This window comes from Paenibacillus tabacirhizosphaerae (genome assembly GCF_040812395.1).
Classification (GTDB): Bacteria; Bacillota; Bacilli; order Paenibacillales; family NBRC-103111; genus Paenibacillus_E.
In genome coordinates, this window is record NZ_JBFNXH010000020.1 from 1 (window position 1) to 15748 (window position 15748).

The following is a 15748-nucleotide window of genomic DNA, read 5'->3' on the forward strand; positions in this document are numbered from 1 at the left end:
TCAACTGGTAGAGCAACTGACTTGTAATCAGTAGGTTGGGGGTTCAAGTCCTCTCGACGGCATCACTTTACCCCAAAAAGTGAAGTGTATTCAATGATGGAGTTTCCGATTACTTTTCGGGGGCCCCGATAAATACCTAATACGGAGCTGTGGTGTAGAGGCCTAACATGCCTGCCTGTCACGCAGGAGACCGCGGGTTCGAATCCCGTCAGCTCCGCCATCTATTATTTTTTTGCCTGAAATGGACAACCTAAAGTTACATACATAAGGCTCGGTAGCTCAGTCGGTAGAGCAGAGGACTGAAAATCCTCGTGTCGGCGGTTCGATTCCGTCCCGAGCCATTGAGATGGTTGTGTTGCAAGCATGCAGCACAGGTATCTCTGATCTGGAGGCTTAGTGAAGTGGATAAACACGGCAGACTGTAAATCTGCTCTCTCCGAGTTCGGTGGTTCGAATCCATCAGCCTCCATTTTCCTTAAGAGCCATTAGCTCAGTTGGTAGAGCACCTGACTTTTAATCAGGGTGTCGTAGGTTCGAGTCCTACATGGCTCACTTCTTTAAAAAGTAAAAAACCTGCGAAAGGTTTTTTTTGTTTATTTATAGAAAAAAGCATCCTGTCCACGCAGGATGCTTTTTTAATTCAATTTTTCAGCAACAGATTTCATTTTTTGCGACATGGAGGCTTCTTTATCCCGTCGGTCATCGATTTTGATGGAGGTGGAGACCCGCTGTGCGCCATTGTTGAAAGGTACTTCATGCACAGCGCGGATAACAGCCAGCAATCGGTCTAAAGGACCCTCAAGGATAGTGCCCATCGGTGTCATTGTAAAAGAAATATCGGTGTGTTTTTCCAATTCTTTGTGAAGATCGGCTACATAGCTGCTTAAGCTTGTTGTTGCTGTACCTATGGGAATAATGGTGAATTCAGCAATAGCCATCGGAAAATCATCTCCTTTGTTAACAAGAAGTATTATTCTTTATCTCTTATTGTAAATGAGTTATCGTGAAGTGTACAATTTATTGTCTAACTCATGAGAGGTTGCAAGGTCAATGATGTAATCAGCCGTTCTTGCAGCCAGAGCCATTACGGTGTTAGTTGGGTTTCCTCCACTGGACGTTACAAAGATGCTTGCGTCGCAAATGAACAAATTAGGAATGTCGTGACATTGTCCGTAAGAGTTGACGACTGATGTGGCGGGGTTGCTCCCCATCCTGCAACCCCCCATTAAATGAGCGGTATCGGGAACGATATATTCGACGTTGCCACCGGCAGCTTTCAGGATGAGTTTCATATTGTCTACGGCGTGATGGATGAGCTTGCGATCGTTATCGCCGTAGCTGAAGGTGACGGCTGCTCGGGGCATGCCATTGACGTCTTTTTCGTCGGATAGAGCAACGTGATTATGCCACTCAGGAAGCACCTCGCCGACCATGGTGAGACGACCGTAGAAATTATAGTCCAGCATTGCACGGCGCAGCTTATCTCCCCATATTGGCCCTTGATTGGATTTGGCTATCCCTTCAGCCATACTGACAGGCCTTGATCCATGAGCGTGAACGGTATATCCTCGGGCGTAACCTCGACGAAGGTCGGTTTCGTAGAAGTCCTGTGTGGAAGCAAGCACGGGAGAACCTTTATACAAGCGTACCTCTTGGTCAAATTTGGCGTACACATCGTGGCTGCTATGGGTCATGATGGCCCGGCCAACCCAGCCGCTGCTATTCGCTAAACCATCGGGAAATTGGGCTGTGGCTGAGTGAAGCAGGAGGCGTGGAGTCTCGATGATATGCGCGGATAGGATAATCTTTTTGGCACGTTGGCGATAGGTGATGCCTTCATGAACAAAGAGAACACCGGAAGCTCTGCCATCGTTGCCCATTTCAATTTGTGTAACCATACAACCAGGCAGAACCTCGGCTCCCGCCTTCACCGCCTTGGGAATATGAACAATTAGCGTGCTGAATTTGGCATTCGGCATACACCCTTGGTTACAGAAGCCGCGATTGATGCATGGCGGGCGACCTTCGAAAGGAGCGGAGAGAATAGCTAGTGGCGTTACCACGGATTGGATTCCGAGACTTTCACAGCCTTTTTGGAACAGGTAGGCATTAGGACTAAGCGGGTCTCTTTCTGGATAAGGGTAAGGTCCCTTGAAGTTGCCCCATGGGAAATACTTAGGTCCCGAGACGGCTATTTCTTTCTCGATTTTACTATAGTAGGGTTCAAGATCTTTATAGTGTATTGGCCAGTCTTCACCGACACCGTCAATGGATTTTGTTTTGAAATCAGATTCATGAAAACGCAAAAAAACGCCGGTAAAATGCTGTGTACCTCCGCCGATTCCTCTGCCGGAATTATTGTGCCCCATGGTTAAGGGATCCGTACCGGCAACCATTCGGGTATCTTCCCAAGCCAAGCTCTTCATAGCAAGCTCGTCACTGGCAAAATCCTTCTGCGGGTCCCTCCAGGGACCAGCGTCAAGTACGACAACCTGCATGCCCGCCTCGCTTAATTCTTTAGCCAATACGCCACCTGCCGCACCTGCCCCGACAATAACAATATCAACCTCATCGTGTTCATGCCGCCATTTCATGGCTGTGCCACCGCCTCCCAAGGATCCTGCTGACCGAGATCGGCTCTTACGTAGCCGCGGGGATAAGCAGGACCGCCAAAACCAATCTCAGACCATACTTGGGGATGGGAATAATAGGCCTCTACGGTTAGGGTGAGAAGCTTTTGGAATAGATCCTTCTGCGGAATTCCTTGCCACGCCTCGGTAGCAGGAAGTGTGCCTTCGCTGATATGCAGCATGATTTGGCGCTGAGCACTTTCGTCTAGTTGAGAGAAAGGTTGGCTAGCTGCTATCCATCCCGATTCGTCGATAGCCTTCAATCCCTGGCGGAGAAGAATTTCCAAAGGTGGAACTCCGATTTTTCGCTGGCTTTCTCCCTTGTTATCGACTGCAATTTGGTCAATATGACCTATCACGTATTGGATAATTTCCCCGCGATCATCGTCCATTAGCAGTGAACACCACGTACGCAAGCATTCGGCTTCAACTGGAGTAAGGAAGTGGTAGAGATGATCACGCGTTATGCGACCTTTTACGATGGATCGAGTATGGTCATCCCATTCTTCTTGCTCCTTCATAACGTCATAAGTTGGATATTGGGAATGTTTTTTCATCGGCGTTCACCCTCCGTAGACAGCAATTAAACCCAGAATGCTTATGGCTGAGAAAAGTAATGGCAGTATGATGGGAGGACCTATAAGGAAATTACGCAGTGCATAGCCACCGACACGTTTGCCTACCCCTCTGGTGTGGAAGAAGAAACCGGCCAGCCCTGCAAGAGAACCGAGCCAGTATGAAATTTGGCTTGTAAGAAGCCAGCCGTTTTGGTTAAGCAATACACAAAGGATCGATGAAATGCAAATTAGGGGAGCTAAAATAACAGGTCCCCACATGGCTTTGTTATGAAAGTTTTGTCTGTAATGAGACATCGTCACTTGTATCCAAATGAAGATATAAGCTAAGCCGACATAAAGTATCACGCTGCGATCTAATGACCAATGGTTCCATATCATATCCTTAACCTCCTGCCAATGTGTGAAAATGGATCAAGAATGACGTAACCGAGGAAACGTTAATCCCCCATAAGGCATAACAGCAATTTTCATGGAAGACGCAATACGCTCATGAAGAAATGAATGAAGCTCGGGTACAGGGTGAAAGCCAATTAATTGCGCAGTAGCTGGTGGAAGCTCGGATAGCAGGCAAACCTTGTGCTGCTTAAGGATTTGATCAATATGCTCAATTTTGTGAGCGCCCAGTACGAATTTCTGATGTAGTTTCTGCGTCATCACGGTGCGATCTTGAATGGTTTCGACCCAATGTTGAAATATACCATTTCCATAATGTTCCTCGCACCTAGCTATTAGAAGGATGGTGCCGCCGGGTTTTGTAATGGCAGACGCATTTTTCAGCGCTTTGATGGTTTGATATAGCTGTCTGTCTTTTGGATGCCCGCCGGGAGAGACGATGATCATATCGTATAGGTGAGGAACTTCAACAAGGAAAGTACGCTGAATCAACTCCTGCCCAGCGCGATGAGCGGCGATAACATCTCCTGCTACCGCGCCCAACAGCTTGCGTCCATGATCGACAAGGACGTTAAGAAGGAAATGCACGGGGAGAACCTCCAGTACTTCTTCCATATCCGCACGAATTGGATGCTCAGCAATGCCGGGCGTCGCAGGATATTTCTGCGATAAGCTATGGTTGTGTTCTATGGCGGGAGCAGAAGCAGTACCAGGAAACAGTGCCTTCACGCCCCCCGAGACGCCAACTAACGCATGAGGCTCCAGATTCCCTGTCACAATGCGAAAATCAGCTTCAACCACGTGCTTATTGATTTCAATCGGAGTTCCGAGACGAGTTGTACCAAGGTGTACGCAATCCTCAGATAAGGAGGAATGGTTCAAAACCTGTACGCGCCTGTAAATAGTATCGCTAACTAATTCGATCAGTTCTTCTTCCGTTTGTTTGCGGTGCACGCCCAGGGCGACAATAATTCGGATTTGGCTATCCGCAATTCCGGCTGTATGCAACCGTTGCAGCAGGGCGTCAAGGAACTTATAGCTTGGGCATAATCGAGTGGAGTCACTGATTAAGATGACGGCATTCTTGCAGCCCTTGGCAGCTTCCTCCAGTGAATCGCTTCCGATAGGATGAGCTAGCGCTTTCTCAATACAATCGTGCGCTGCGGGCGCGGAGCGGTGGTAGCTTATCCAATCCGCCTCTGTACCGGGAGGAAGCTTAAAGGTTATGCTCGATTTGCCATAAGGAACGGTGTAAATGCAGCATCCTCCTCAAATAGATGGTTGCTCTAATTATTTCCAAATTGGTTCAGTTTATGAGTAATGCAGGAATAAAAAATGGACTCATCCCTTTCGAGGACGTATGGGTTCATTCACATCACGGTGGTTACATATGTTACAATGTAGAGATAGAGAAAAGTAGTTTGATTATGGTGTAGGGAGAGGAACACATGGATTGGGAACGTACAAAAGAGCGTTTGGAAGCGGTTTTACAGACGCCTGTTCACATGAATTTGCTGCCCGAAGCGGAATGGAATCGATTGGTGGAGGAGCAAAAAGAGACACAAGCCAGCTTCAGCCGAAGTGTGATCCGTGGTCAGGAAGTGCTGTTTTACTTGGATAAAGACGCCAAGGGCATTCACATTCTGCAAGTGACTGAAGTACGGTTAACGGACTCGGAGCGTAAGCTCGTAGAGCTGATGCTGGAGACCAAACAAACCCGGGAGCGCAAGCAATGGGGCTCGTATCTGTCCGAGGATGAAAGAAAGGCGCATCAACTGAGAGAATGGTTGCTGCAACAAATGGAGCGTGGGGCTTCTCATGCCGAGCTGCCAGATGCATTGGCTTCACAGTCCTCTCTCTATTCCACGAAAATCCCATTGCTGCTATACGGGGACTATTCGCAAAATCAAAGTGTTTCGTATGCCGAGTTGAAGAAGTTGCTGGAGTCTTTCTTCGAGGCGGAAATTATATTAATCCCTTTGCTGGATAAAGAATGGCTTATTCTTGCTCCCGAAGGATTGTTAACAAGCGGAAGCGAAGAACGTGAGGGCGACGAGGAGGAGAGTGTCGAGCAAATACTTGACGCTCTGGGATCCGGTTTATACGAGATGCTGGCTAATGAATGGGTTGGCGAATGTCATCTAGCGATTGATTTTCCGGTAAAACCGGCTAAATCGTTATTTGCCGCGATTCTCCAGCTGCGTGAGACGATTATGTTGGGGCGTTCTTTCCATGTGGGCAGTTTTATTCATCTTCCTTGGGAGCTCCGTCTGGAGAAGCTGCTTCACCTCGTTCAGGAGGAGGAAAAAACAGAGTTCTTAGAACAGGTGCTGCGCGGCACCGACTATGCGCTTGATTCGGAAACCGTGACAACGCTGGAGCATTTTTTTACATTGGATTGCAATGTCAGCGAGACGGCTAAGAAGCTATACATTCATCGAAACACGCTCTTATACCGTTTGGACAAGTTCAAACAGGAGACGGGATTGGATGTTAGAACCTTCAATCATGCGGTTTTGGTAAGGCTAGCTTTGCTATTGTACAAAGTAACGAAAAGAAAGTGATTTTTTTGTAGGTATTGTGCATAGTCAGTCTGGGGTATGTGGGGTAAGATGAATATATTAATTGAACCGAATTGATGGACATAACGAATTATTGATAAATCGTAGGGGGAATGAACCATGGCAGGCGTACGTTTAAATCATATCGTAAAAAGATATTCCGGTGCAGAAGAATCCACTGTAAAAGATTTTCATCTTGAAATCGAAGATAAAGAGTTTGTTGTATTGGTTGGAGCATCCGGTTGCGGAAAATCCACTACTCTTCGTATGATCGCAGGATTAGAAGAAATTACAGAAGGCGAACTTTTCATCGGCGACCGCCTTGTTAATGACGTGGCTCCTAAAGACCGCGACATCGCGATGGTATTCCAATCCTATGCCCTTTACCCGCATATGACCGTGTATCAAAACATGGCATTCGGTTTGAAACTTCGTAAATTCAAAAAAGCAGATATCGATGCTCGCGTTCGTGAAGCAGCGAAAATCTTGGATATTGTTCACTTGCTGGATCGTAAGCCGAAGGCTCTTTCCGGTGGTCAACGTCAACGTGTTGCCTTGGGTCGTGCGATTGTCCGTGAACCACAAGTTTTCTTGATGGATGAGCCGCTTTCCAACTTGGATGCGAAACTTCGCGTACAAATGCGCGCAGAAATCACGAAGTTGACTAAACGTCTTGGCGTAACAACTATTTATGTAACGCATGACCAAACAGAAGCTATGACAATGGGCGATCGTATCGTTGTTATGGATAAAGGTATCATTCAACAAGCAGCTACGCCTGAAGAGATCTACAACCACCCTGTTAACATGTTCGTAGCAGGTTTCATCGGATCCCCATCCATGAACTTCCTGAACGGTACATTGACGCAAGAGGGCGGCTCCATATTCTTCAAATCGGCTTCCGTAAATGTTGAAGTTCCGGCCGGTAAAGCACAAGTGCTGAAAGACAAAGGTTTCGTAGGTAAAGAAGTGATTCTGGGTGTTCGTCCAGAAGATATCCACGAAGAGCCTGTATTCTTGGAAGCATCTCCTAACACTGTTTTCAATGTAAACGTGGAGTTGACTGAGAACCTTGGTCACGAAATGTACTTGTACCTGAACGGAATCGGCGCTAACACTGTAATCGCACGTGTAGATGGTCGTTCCGGAATTAAAGAGGGCACAAACGTGAAATTGGCTTTGGATATGAACAAAGTTCATTTCTTCGACAAAGAGTCTTCCCTGTCCGTCTTGGCTAACTAATATAAATGTTTCAAATAGATAGGCCAGCCGTTATCGGCTGGCTTTTTATATGTTTAAACGAATACTTAAATCATCTGTAGTTGATTTCAATAAGGGATTCCATTACGATGAAACTATTGGGTAAAATTAGAGGCTGCTGGCGAAGTTGATGTTGCTCAAGCAAAACTCAGAGGAGATATGTCGATGGCGAAAAAAGTGAAGGTTTCCGAATTGGTAGACCAATTTCATATGGAAGTTCTTGCAGGTGAATCAGGGCTCAAACGTCCCATAACAACTGGTGACTTGTATCGTCCGGGTTTGGAGATGGCGGGATACTTCAACTATCATCCGCGGGAACGAATCCAGATGCTAGGTAAGACAGAGATCACCTTCATGGAAATGCTGACAACTGGTGTTCGGCGTAATCGCGTTGAGCAATTGTGCGCGCCAGAGGAAACTCCTTGTATTATCGTGACCAGAGGGTTGGAGGTTCCAGTAGAACTGCTGGAGGAAGCGACAAAGCGTGACCTCCCAGTTCTACGAAGCAAGGTATCCACGACGATCTTCGCAAGTCGTTTGACGGGCTTCCTGGAGAATAAGTTGGCGCCAAGCACAACGATTCATGGCGTTCTTGTAGATGTTTACGGGATCGGAATGCTGATCACGGGCAGCAGCGGCATCGGGAAAAGTGAAACTGCGCTTGAGCTTGTGAAAAGAGGCCATCGCTTGATCGCGGACGACGCGGTAGAAATCCGCCAGAACGGAGATAAAGTACTGACAGGTAACGCCCCGGAGCTGATTCGTCATTTGCTAGAAATTCGCGGTGTTGGTATTATCAATGTCATGACGCTGTTCGGAGCTGGTGCGATCCGCAATGTTAAGAAAATTTCTGTAGTCGTTAAGTTAGAGAATTGGCAGCAAGACAAACAGTATGACCGACTGGGGCTCGATGAAGAACTGACGCGGATTATCGATACGGATCTGCCGCTTGTGACCATTCCCGTTAGACCGGGCCGAAACTTGGCTGTCATCGTTGAGGTAGCTGCGATGAATTATCGACTGAAGCGGATGGGGTATAATGCAGCGCTTCAATTTACGAATAAGCTAACGGAATCATTGTCTGAAGATTTCGAGGATTCGGATTGATCAGGCTGGCATGGTCGCGGGGCCGGTGTTTCATTAAAAGAAGGAGGCAAGGCTAAACGATGATCAATAAGATTGCATTTGCCATTGGTCCTATAGAGGTACGTTGGTATGGGATTATTTTAGGTATGGCAGCTTTAATAGGATTGCTTCTTGTTATAAAAGAAGGGAAACGTTTCCGCATTGTGCCGGACTTTTTCATGGATTTATTGTTGATTGGCGTGCCTTCCGCTATCATTGGAGCCCGAATTTATTATGTGGCTTTTCAGTGGTCCGATTATAAAGACAATTTAGCAGAAATTTTTATGATTTGGCACGGTGGCATTGCCATATATGGAGCGCTGATTGGCGCTATCATCGGAGGGTACTTTTATTTTAGAGCCAAAGGCTACCCCTTCTGGAGAATCGTAGATATTTGTGCCCCTGGTTTGATTGTCGGTCAAGCCATTGGCCGATGGGGCAACTTCATGAATCAGGAAGCGCATGGCGGGCCTGTTGAAGAATCATTTTTAAGAAATACGCTGCACTTGCCGAATTTTATTGTCAACCAAATGAATATTGACGGTATTTATTATCATCCGACGTTTCTTTATGAATCACTATGGAATGTAGCGGGGTTACTGGTTTTATTGTGGTTGAGACGCAGACCTTTCTTGCGTGCCGGAGAGCTCTTTTTTAGCTACTTTATCTGGTATTCCATTGGACGCTTCTTTATCGAGGCGCTGCGTACGGACAGTCTGGATATCACGGGTCCTGCTTGGCTAGCGTCGCTGATGAATGCGCTTTGGTCGCCAATGAAGCTTGTCTTTGAGCAAGGGGCACTGACGTACGGAGGAAATGTGAGAATATCACAGCTGCTGGCTCTGCTTATTGTGATTGCCGCCATTATAGTGATCATTGTGAGAAGGAAAAAGGGATATGCCAGCGATCATTACTCAGATCCGATTGTTTCAAGTAAGCCGCCTAAGGCCAATTCGAATGCACATGACGAGTTAGATAAAGGAGCAGATTATGATTCAAACCGTACTGTTTGATTTAGACGGAACCATTGTGGATACCAATGAGCTGATCGTGCAATCCTTTTTGCACACGTTTGAGGACCAGACGTCAAATCCGCTAACCAGAGAGATCATCATCCCCAATATGGGACGTTCGCTAGTTGAACAGATGAAGCTATTTTCTGGCCAAACGGAAGTGGAGCATCTGATTCAGAAGTACCGGACCTTTAATCTATCCAAGCATGATGAGCTGGTCAAAGAATTCCCTCATGTGCACCAGGTGATGGCTGCGCTGCATAAAAAGGGTTTAAAAATAGGAATTGTGACAAGCAAAATTCGCCAAACGACGCTGATGGGCTTGAAATTATGCGGACTAGACCCATTCGTGAGCACGATTGTGACGGTTGAAGATGTGAAGGAGGCTAAGCCGAATCCGGAAGGTATTCTGGCGGCTCTTGAAACGTTAGGCGGGAAAAAGGAAGAAGCGGTGATGGTTGGGGATAGCCATTATGATATTCAAGCGGCGCAAAATGCCGGGGTTACCTCTGTCGGCGTATCCTGGTCATGGAAAGGCCGTTCTTATTTAGAGGATTATCAACCGGATCATATCATTGACGATATGCTGGAGCTGCTGCCGATTGTAGGATTGGCACCGGAAGTGGATGGGAATTGAGAAGAACCGATAAGTATCCGGTCGACGGACCGAATGCATTGTGGCAAATTTATCACACGGTCAGCAAGTGGAAGGCGATACGTAATTTTGTGTTTATCCAAATAAGCCGCTACTCGCCTTCGCTGCGCGTGAAGAACTGGATTTATCGCAATGTGCTTGGAATGAAGGTTGGAGAGCATACGGCTTTTGCCTTAATGGTCATGGTGGATGTATTTTTTCCGGAGAAAATTCATGTGGGAAATAACAGCATTATTGGGTATAATACGACGATTCTAGCACATGAATACTTAACGAAAGAATATCGGCTCGGTGAAGTCCATATTGGATCAAACGTCATGGTAGGTGCGAATACAATCATTCTGCCTGGCGTAACAATCGGTGATTACGCGATAGTTGGAGCGGGCACAGTCGTGCATAAAGATGTAGCCCCTCACAGTTTTGTCGCAGGCAACCCACTTCAGGTCATTCGTGAAGGACATACTGATAAGTAAAAGCAAGAGTTGTACGCTGGCATGCAGTACAGCTCTTTTCTTTGTGCATAGGTGGCTGGCAGGAGATAAGGGAACTGGAGATTGACGGTCATAGGGTTCCATGTTAGAATTACCCTATCCTTTATTTTGGTAGTATGGTAGCACGGTAGTGAACTAAAGCGTCTGCGAGATATTATAACATGCAAGTATAGAAGAATTTAAAGATGTTGAGGTGAAACAGTGTCTAAGCCGAAAGTATTTGAAAAGCCGATTGGCGTTAAGGATTACTTGCCTGAAGCGGTAGGGAAATTGAGGAACATCGAGTTCCGCGTATTGGCGTGTATGGAACGCTGGGGGTACAGCCAGATTATTACGCCCACACTGGAATATTACGATACCGTTGGAGTGGCTAGCTCTACAGAAGATAAAAAGCTGTTCAAACTGCTGGATCGTAAGGGAAAAACGCTTGTATTACGATCCGAACTGACTGCGCCGATTGCGCGTGTTGCTTCATCGTTACTGAAAGAACACGCATTTCCTCTGCGTTTGTCCTATCATTCGAATGTGTTTCGGGCGATTGAGGAAGAGGCGGGACGGGATTCCGAGTTTTTCCAAACGGGCGTTGAACTCATTGGCGATGCTTCTTCCGAGGCGGATGCAGAAGTCGTAGCGTTAGCCATCGCATCGCTGCAAGCCGCAGGTGTAGATACGTTCAAAATCGCGCTCGGGCACGTAGGTTTCCTGAACGGGCTCTTTCAAGAAACGCTGGAAGGCCGCGCAGACGCTCAATTGGCGCTTAAAGAGCATTTGCTTAACCGCGACTATGTCGGTTATCGCGAAGCGATTAAATCGTTGGCGTTGACGCCTGAAGTGGAACGGGAACTCATTGGTGTGTTAAGGCTTAGAGGTGGCGATGAGATCTGCGAGCAAGCTCGTATGGTATCTCAGCACCCAATTGCGCAGGACGCGATTCGACATCTATGTGAAGTGTGGGATGTGTTGAAAGCTTACGGCGTTAGCGATCAGGTCGTCATCGATTTAACGATGATCGGGGATTTCTCTTATTATACGGGAATGACCTTTGAAGGGTATGCGGCAGATCTTGGATTCCCTGTGTGCAGTGGCGGTCGATATGACAATTTGTTGAGCCAGTTTGGACGTCCGTCGCCGGCTACGGGTTTTGCTTTGAAGACGAATCGCATACTAGAAGTGATCGGCAAAGAGGCAGTAATGCAGCCTGAGCGGGTCCTTATCGCGTATGATGAGGAACATCGGGAGGAAGCTTTGAAGCTGGCTAATGAAATGCGTAACCGTGAAGATGCAGCAGTAATTACTCAGCTGGTGACTGATCCTGCGGGATGGTCTAACGATGTTCAGCAGCTGGCAGACGGGCAGTATGAATATCGTGGAGCTTTGTATAGCGATATGATCACGATGATTCCCTAATCGGGGTCGAATTTAAGTGTTGCTTGAAGGAGGCAGGGCAGGATGGACGATATATTGAAGGTAGCAATGCCGAAAGGCCGTATATATAAACAAGCAGCAAAGCTGTTTCATAAGGCAGGATTGCCGATTCCAGAGGATTTGGAAGAAGGGCGCCGCCTGATCATTCCAGTTCCGGAAGCGAGAATGGAGTTTATTCTTGCCAAGCCAGTCGATGTCCCGACATACGTGGAGTACGGTGTTGCCGATATCGGCGTTGTTGGTAAAGATGTGCTGATGGAGGAGAATCGCAACGTTTACGAGCTGTTGGATTTGGGCATCGCACGTTGCCGGATGTCCGTTATCGGACTTCCGGATTGGAAGCCGGTCATCAATCCGCGAGTGGCGACGAAGTATCCGAATGTCGCTTCGCAATATTTCCGTGAGCAAGGGCAGCAGGTTGAAGTTATCAAGCTGAACGGTTCGATCGAGCTGGCGCCGCTAATTGGCCTTGCAGACCGTATCGTGGATATGGTCGAAACCGGCCAGACGCTTGTCGAGAACGGACTTGTGGAGCAAGAGGAAATTTTTCAAATTACGAGCCGATTGATTGCCAATCGGGTCAGCTACCGGATGAAGAATGAATCGATTCAGCGTTTATGCGATATGCTGCAGGCCGTATTGCCGGTACAGACGAAGGTTTAGCCGCATGAAACGGTGAATGTAGAGTGAATGACTTGGAAATGAGCAAACGATTAGGCTAGAACGGTTGAACGAATGATACTCTTCGTACTCAATGCCGATTGCCGACTGCTTTCACTTGAGCACCTACAAGCTATTGAATACGGCTCTACAATATACAATCGGGGGATTCTTAGGAGGAACTAGGGTGCGTTATTTTCCCAAAACCGTCTAATTGGCTGAGCAGCGGGAACTAGGGTACTTCTTATTTCAATGGTTTAGACATTCAAAAGACCAATTCCCCTCAAACAACGAACTTACGTTCTGTAATTTCACATTTCCAGCCGTTTTCCTATTAATAAGGAACTGACGTTCCGCTTCAGAGGTTTAACGCAGTCCTTCTGTTTTAACCAATAGAGCTTACGGACAAGAGAATCATTAGTTCAACATAAACTAGGAAGAAAGGATGATGAAGATGCGGATCATTCCCGCCTCGGAATTTCAATTGAAGCGCGAGGTCGAGTACGGCTCACCGGAGCAAAATGAAGCCGTCCGCCGCATCATCGATGAGGTGCGGCAGGACGGAGATGCCGCGCTGCGCGAGATGGCGCAGCGGTTCGACCGCGTAACCGTCGCTGAGCTTCGCGTCAGCGACGAAGAAATACAGGCGGCGTACACGCAGGTGGACGCCGCATTCCTGGCGGCGCTGCGACAGGCCGCCGCCAACATTCGTGCGTTTCATGAGAAGCAGAAACGCAATTCATGGATGGACCTGCAGCCGGATGGCAGCCTGCTGGGCCAAGTCATCCGACCGCTGAAGCGGGTCGGATTGTACGTGCCCGGAGGGAAGGCGGCTTACCCTTCCTCCGTGCTTATGAACGCCATCCCTGCGATTGTCGCAGGGGTGCCGGAGATCGCGATGGTGACGCCTCCGGCCACCGCGGGCGAGGAAGGCATTAACCCGCACATCCTTGTGGCGGCAGCCGAAGCGGGTGTGAAAGAGATTTACCGCGTAGGCGGGGCGCAGGCCGTGGCCGCGCTGGCCTACGGCACGGAATCGATCCCGCCGGTCGACAAGATCGTCGGGCCCGGCAACATCTACGTCGCGCTAGCGAAGCGCTTCGTGTTCGGCGTCGTCGACATCGACATGATCGCCGGGCCGACCGACATCGTTGTGCTGGCGGATGAGCACGCGGACCCGGCATATATTGCGGCCGATCTGCTTGCGCAGGCCGAGCATGACGAGATGTCACCGTCGATCCTGGTGACACCTTCGCAGGAGCTGGCTGAATCAGTGAAGCTGGAGCTCTGGCGTCAGCTGGATGTGCTGCCGAAGAAAGCAATCGCCTCTGTGTCGACAGCTACCAAAGGAGCGATACTCCTCGTGGATAGCTTGGACGAGGGGGTTGAAGTCGTTAACCGTTTGGCGCCTGAACATTGTGAGCTGCTTGTTCAGGAGCCTTTCAACCTGCTGCCGCGGATTGAGAATGCAGGAGCCATATTCCTTGGCGCCTACAGTACGGAACCGGTGGGCGATTATTTCGCCGGGCCGAATCACGTACTGCCGACGAACGGCACGGCGCGGTTCTCATCGCCGCTGAACGTGGACGATTTTACGAAAAAATCAAGCGTTATTCACTATAGCAAGGAAGCTCTGATCGCGAATGGTGAGATGATTATGACACTGGCCCGCAACGAAGGGCTGGAAGGCCACGCCAGAGCGGTTGAGATCAGACTTAAGAAGGAAGGGAAGTTGAAATAGATGGCTGAACAAAATCAGGCGGCAGTCCGCACGGCGAGCGTTGCCCGTAAAACGAATGAAACCGATATTGCTCTTGCATTTCAAGTCGATGGAACGGGGATTTCCGAAATTCAAACGGATGTACCCTTCCTGAATCATATGCTCGATCTTTTCACGAAGCATGGGCAGTTCAATCTGAACGTTGTAGCCAAAGGCGATATTGAAATCGACGACCATCATACGGTGGAAGATATCGGGATCTGTCTCGGACAGACACTTCGTGAAGCGCTTGGCGATAAAAAGGGCATCAAACGGTATGCCAGCGTGTTCGTTCCGATGGATGAGGCGTTAGCTCAAGTTGTGATCGATATCAGCAATCGTCCGCATTTTGAGTACCGTGCGCAGTATCCGTCCCAAAACGTGGGCAGCTTCGACACGCAGCTGGTGCATGAGTTTTTGTGGAAGCTGGCGTTGGAAGCGCGCATTACGCTGCATGTAATCGTACACTACGGCCATAATACGCATCATATGATCGAAGCGGTATTCAAAGCTTTGGGCCGTGCGCTGGATGAAGCGACATCGATTGATCCTCGCGTGCAGGGGGTTCCTTCGACGAAGGGGGTGCTCTAGGATGATTGCGATTATTGACTATGGCATGGGCAATTTACACAGTGTGAGCAAAGCCGTTGAGCGTCTCGGTTATGAGGCGGTTGTGACGGGTGACGCAGAACAGATCCTGGCTGCAGACGGGGCGATTTTGCCTGGCGTCGGCGCTTTCGGCGATGCGATGGAGCATCTGCGCGAGTCGGGACTGCAGGATGTGGTTCTCCGCTATGCGGAATCCGGCAAGCCTCTGCTGGGCATTTGCCTTGGCATGCAGCTGCTGTTTTCTAGTAGCGAGGAGCATGGCAATCATGAGGGGCTAGGGCTGCTGCCCGGCGCGGTTGTTCGCTTCCGCGGCGATTACAAGGTGCCGCATATGGGTTGGAATCGCTTGAGCTACAAGCAAGGCGATAGCCCGATTTTCCGCGGCATTGAGGAAGGGCACGTGTACTTCGTGCACTCGTATCATGCCAAGCCAGAACGCGCGAGCGACCTGCTTGCGGTGACGGACTATCATCAGCCAGTGACGGCTATCGTCGGCAAAGATAACGTGTACGGCATGCAGTTTCACCCGGAAAAAAGTGGCGATATCGGTATGCAGCTGCTTAATAACTTTTTGAAAATGTGCAAGTAA

At 48.6% G+C, this 15748-nt stretch carries 16 protein-coding genes and 4 tRNA genes; 15 read left to right on the forward strand and 5 right to left on the reverse strand.

The window, feature by feature from the left end:
* Nucleotides 1–143 precede the first annotated feature (143 nt).
* The 4 genes from ABRS97_RS24165 to ABRS97_RS24180 all read left to right on the forward strand — a co-directional run bounded on the left by ABRS97_RS24165 (nucleotide 144) and on the right by ABRS97_RS24180 (nucleotide 552).
* Nucleotides 144–220, forward strand: a tRNA-Asp gene (locus tag ABRS97_RS24165).
* Nucleotides 221–268: 48 nt separating this feature from the next.
* Nucleotides 269–341, forward strand: a tRNA-Phe gene (locus ABRS97_RS24170).
* A gap of 46 nt (nucleotides 342–387) precedes the next feature.
* A tRNA-Tyr gene (locus ABRS97_RS24175) sits at nucleotides 388–469 on the forward strand.
* A 10-nt stretch (nucleotides 470–479) separates the two neighbouring features.
* Nucleotides 480–552 (forward strand) — tRNA-Lys (locus ABRS97_RS24180).
* Between the two features lie 83 nt (nucleotides 553–635).
* On the opposite strand, the gene ABRS97_RS24185 is transcribed toward ABRS97_RS24180, so the two are convergent.
* Genes ABRS97_RS24185 through ABRS97_RS24205 form a run of 5 tightly spaced genes read right to left on the reverse strand, consistent with a single transcriptional unit; the run spans nucleotide 636 to nucleotide 4858 of the window.
* Nucleotides 636–938: an MTH1187 family thiamine-binding protein gene (locus ABRS97_RS24185; RefSeq protein WP_367818272.1), complete on the reverse strand. Its 303-nt coding sequence runs from the start codon at nucleotides 936–938 to the stop codon at nucleotides 636–638.
* Between the two features lie 60 nt (nucleotides 939–998).
* Entirely contained in the window at nucleotides 999–2594 is a 1596-nt protein-coding gene (locus tag ABRS97_RS24190; protein ID WP_367818274.1) for a GMC family oxidoreductase, read from the reverse strand.
* A complete protein-coding gene (locus tag ABRS97_RS24195) occupies nucleotides 2591–3187 on the reverse strand; it encodes a gluconate 2-dehydrogenase subunit 3 family protein (protein WP_367818276.1) in 597 nt (198 codons plus the stop codon). Before ABRS97_RS24195 ends, ABRS97_RS24190 begins: the two co-directional genes overlap by 4 nt.
* 6 nt (nucleotides 3188–3193) lie before the next feature.
* Entirely contained in the window at nucleotides 3194–3586 is a 393-nt protein-coding gene (locus ABRS97_RS24200) for a hypothetical protein (protein WP_367818277.1), read from the reverse strand.
* A gap of 33 nt (nucleotides 3587–3619) precedes the next feature.
* A complete protein-coding gene (locus tag ABRS97_RS24205) occupies nucleotides 3620–4858 on the reverse strand; it encodes a nickel-dependent lactate racemase family protein (RefSeq protein ID WP_367818383.1) in 1239 nt (412 codons plus the stop codon).
* Nucleotides 4859–5049: 191 nt separating this feature from the next.
* Between ABRS97_RS24205 and ABRS97_RS24210 the strand changes: the two genes are divergently transcribed.
* From ABRS97_RS24210 to hisH, 11 genes are all read left to right on the forward strand, one after another.
* The gene (locus ABRS97_RS24210; protein WP_367818279.1) at nucleotides 5050–6165 is read left to right on the forward strand and encodes a PucR family transcriptional regulator; all 1116 of its coding nucleotides are present in this window, start codon (nucleotides 5050–5052) and stop codon (nucleotides 6163–6165) included.
* A gap of 117 nt (nucleotides 6166–6282) precedes the next feature.
* Nucleotides 6283–7404, forward strand: a complete 1122-nt coding sequence (locus ABRS97_RS24215; RefSeq protein ID WP_367818281.1) for an ABC transporter ATP-binding protein — start codon at nucleotides 6283–6285, stop codon at nucleotides 7402–7404.
* 183 nt (nucleotides 7405–7587) lie between these two features.
* The gene (gene hprK, locus ABRS97_RS24220) at nucleotides 7588–8529 is read left to right on the forward strand and encodes an HPr(Ser) kinase/phosphatase (protein ID WP_367818283.1); all 942 of its coding nucleotides are present in this window, start codon (nucleotides 7588–7590) and stop codon (nucleotides 8527–8529) included.
* 59 nt (nucleotides 8530–8588) lie between these two features.
* Entirely contained in the window at nucleotides 8589–9560 is a 972-nt protein-coding gene (gene lgt / locus ABRS97_RS24225) for a prolipoprotein diacylglyceryl transferase (protein ID WP_367818285.1), read from the forward strand.
* Nucleotides 9538–10197: a pyrophosphatase PpaX gene (gene ppaX / locus ABRS97_RS24230; protein ID WP_367818287.1), complete on the forward strand. Its 660-nt coding sequence runs from the start codon at nucleotides 9538–9540 to the stop codon at nucleotides 10195–10197. Before lgt ends, ppaX begins: the two co-directional genes overlap by 23 nt.
* Nucleotides 10194–10688 carry an acyltransferase gene (locus tag ABRS97_RS24235; protein WP_367818289.1) on the forward strand — a complete coding sequence of 165 codons (495 nt, stop codon included), beginning with the start codon at nucleotides 10194–10196 and terminating at the stop codon, nucleotides 10686–10688. The genes ppaX and ABRS97_RS24235 overlap by 4 nt, the downstream gene beginning before the upstream one ends.
* Nucleotides 10689–10907: 219 nt before the next feature.
* Nucleotides 10908–12113 (forward strand): ATP phosphoribosyltransferase regulatory subunit, encoded by a 1206-nt coding sequence (locus ABRS97_RS24240; protein WP_367818290.1) that lies wholly within the window; start codon nucleotides 10908–10910, stop codon nucleotides 12111–12113.
* A 42-nt stretch (nucleotides 12114–12155) separates the two neighbouring features.
* On the forward strand, nucleotides 12156–12794 hold the full coding sequence (gene hisG, locus ABRS97_RS24245; RefSeq protein WP_367818292.1) for an ATP phosphoribosyltransferase: 639 nt from the start codon (nucleotides 12156–12158) through the stop codon (nucleotides 12792–12794).
* A 451-nt stretch (nucleotides 12795–13245) separates the two neighbouring features.
* Complete coding sequence (hisD, locus tag ABRS97_RS24250; protein WP_367818385.1) at nucleotides 13246–14532, forward strand: histidinol dehydrogenase; 1287 nt, start codon at nucleotides 13246–13248, stop codon at nucleotides 14530–14532.
* A complete protein-coding gene (gene hisB / locus ABRS97_RS24255) occupies nucleotides 14533–15141 on the forward strand; it encodes an imidazoleglycerol-phosphate dehydratase HisB (RefSeq protein WP_367818293.1) in 609 nt (202 codons plus the stop codon).
* A gap of 1 nt (nucleotide 15142) precedes the next feature.
* Complete coding sequence (gene hisH, locus ABRS97_RS24260) at nucleotides 15143–15748, forward strand: imidazole glycerol phosphate synthase subunit HisH (RefSeq protein WP_367818295.1); 606 nt, start codon at nucleotides 15143–15145, stop codon at nucleotides 15746–15748.

Coding starts and splice junctions, on each gene's coding strand:
- ABRS97_RS24185 (WP_367818272.1), bottom strand. CDS start 938: ATGGCTATTGCTGAATTCACCATTATTCCCATAGGTACAGCAACAACA.
- ABRS97_RS24190 (WP_367818274.1), bottom strand. CDS start 2,594: ATGAAATGGCGGCATGAACACGATGAGGTTGATATTGTTATTGTCGGG.
- ABRS97_RS24195 (WP_367818276.1), bottom strand. CDS start 3,187: ATGAAAAAACATTCCCAATATCCAACTTATGACGTTATGAAGGAGCAA.
- ABRS97_RS24200 (WP_367818277.1), bottom strand. CDS start 3,586: ATGATATGGAACCATTGGTCATTAGATCGCAGCGTGATACTTTATGTC.
- ABRS97_RS24210 (WP_367818279.1), top strand. CDS start 5,050: ATGGATTGGGAACGTACAAAAGAGCGTTTGGAAGCGGTTTTACAGACG.
- ABRS97_RS24215 (WP_367818281.1), top strand. CDS start 6,283: ATGGCAGGCGTACGTTTAAATCATATCGTAAAAAGATATTCCGGTGCA.
- hprK (WP_367818283.1), top strand. CDS start 7,588: ATGGCGAAAAAAGTGAAGGTTTCCGAATTGGTAGACCAATTTCATATG.
- lgt (WP_367818285.1), top strand. CDS start 8,589: ATGATCAATAAGATTGCATTTGCCATTGGTCCTATAGAGGTACGTTGG.
- ppaX (WP_367818287.1), top strand. CDS start 9,538: ATGATTCAAACCGTACTGTTTGATTTAGACGGAACCATTGTGGATACC.
- hisG (WP_367818292.1), top strand. CDS start 12,156: ATGGACGATATATTGAAGGTAGCAATGCCGAAAGGCCGTATATATAAA.
- hisD (WP_367818385.1), top strand. CDS start 13,246: ATGCGGATCATTCCCGCCTCGGAATTTCAATTGAAGCGCGAGGTCGAG.
- hisB (WP_367818293.1), top strand. CDS start 14,533: ATGGCTGAACAAAATCAGGCGGCAGTCCGCACGGCGAGCGTTGCCCGT.
- hisH (WP_367818295.1), top strand. CDS start 15,143: ATGATTGCGATTATTGACTATGGCATGGGCAATTTACACAGTGTGAGC.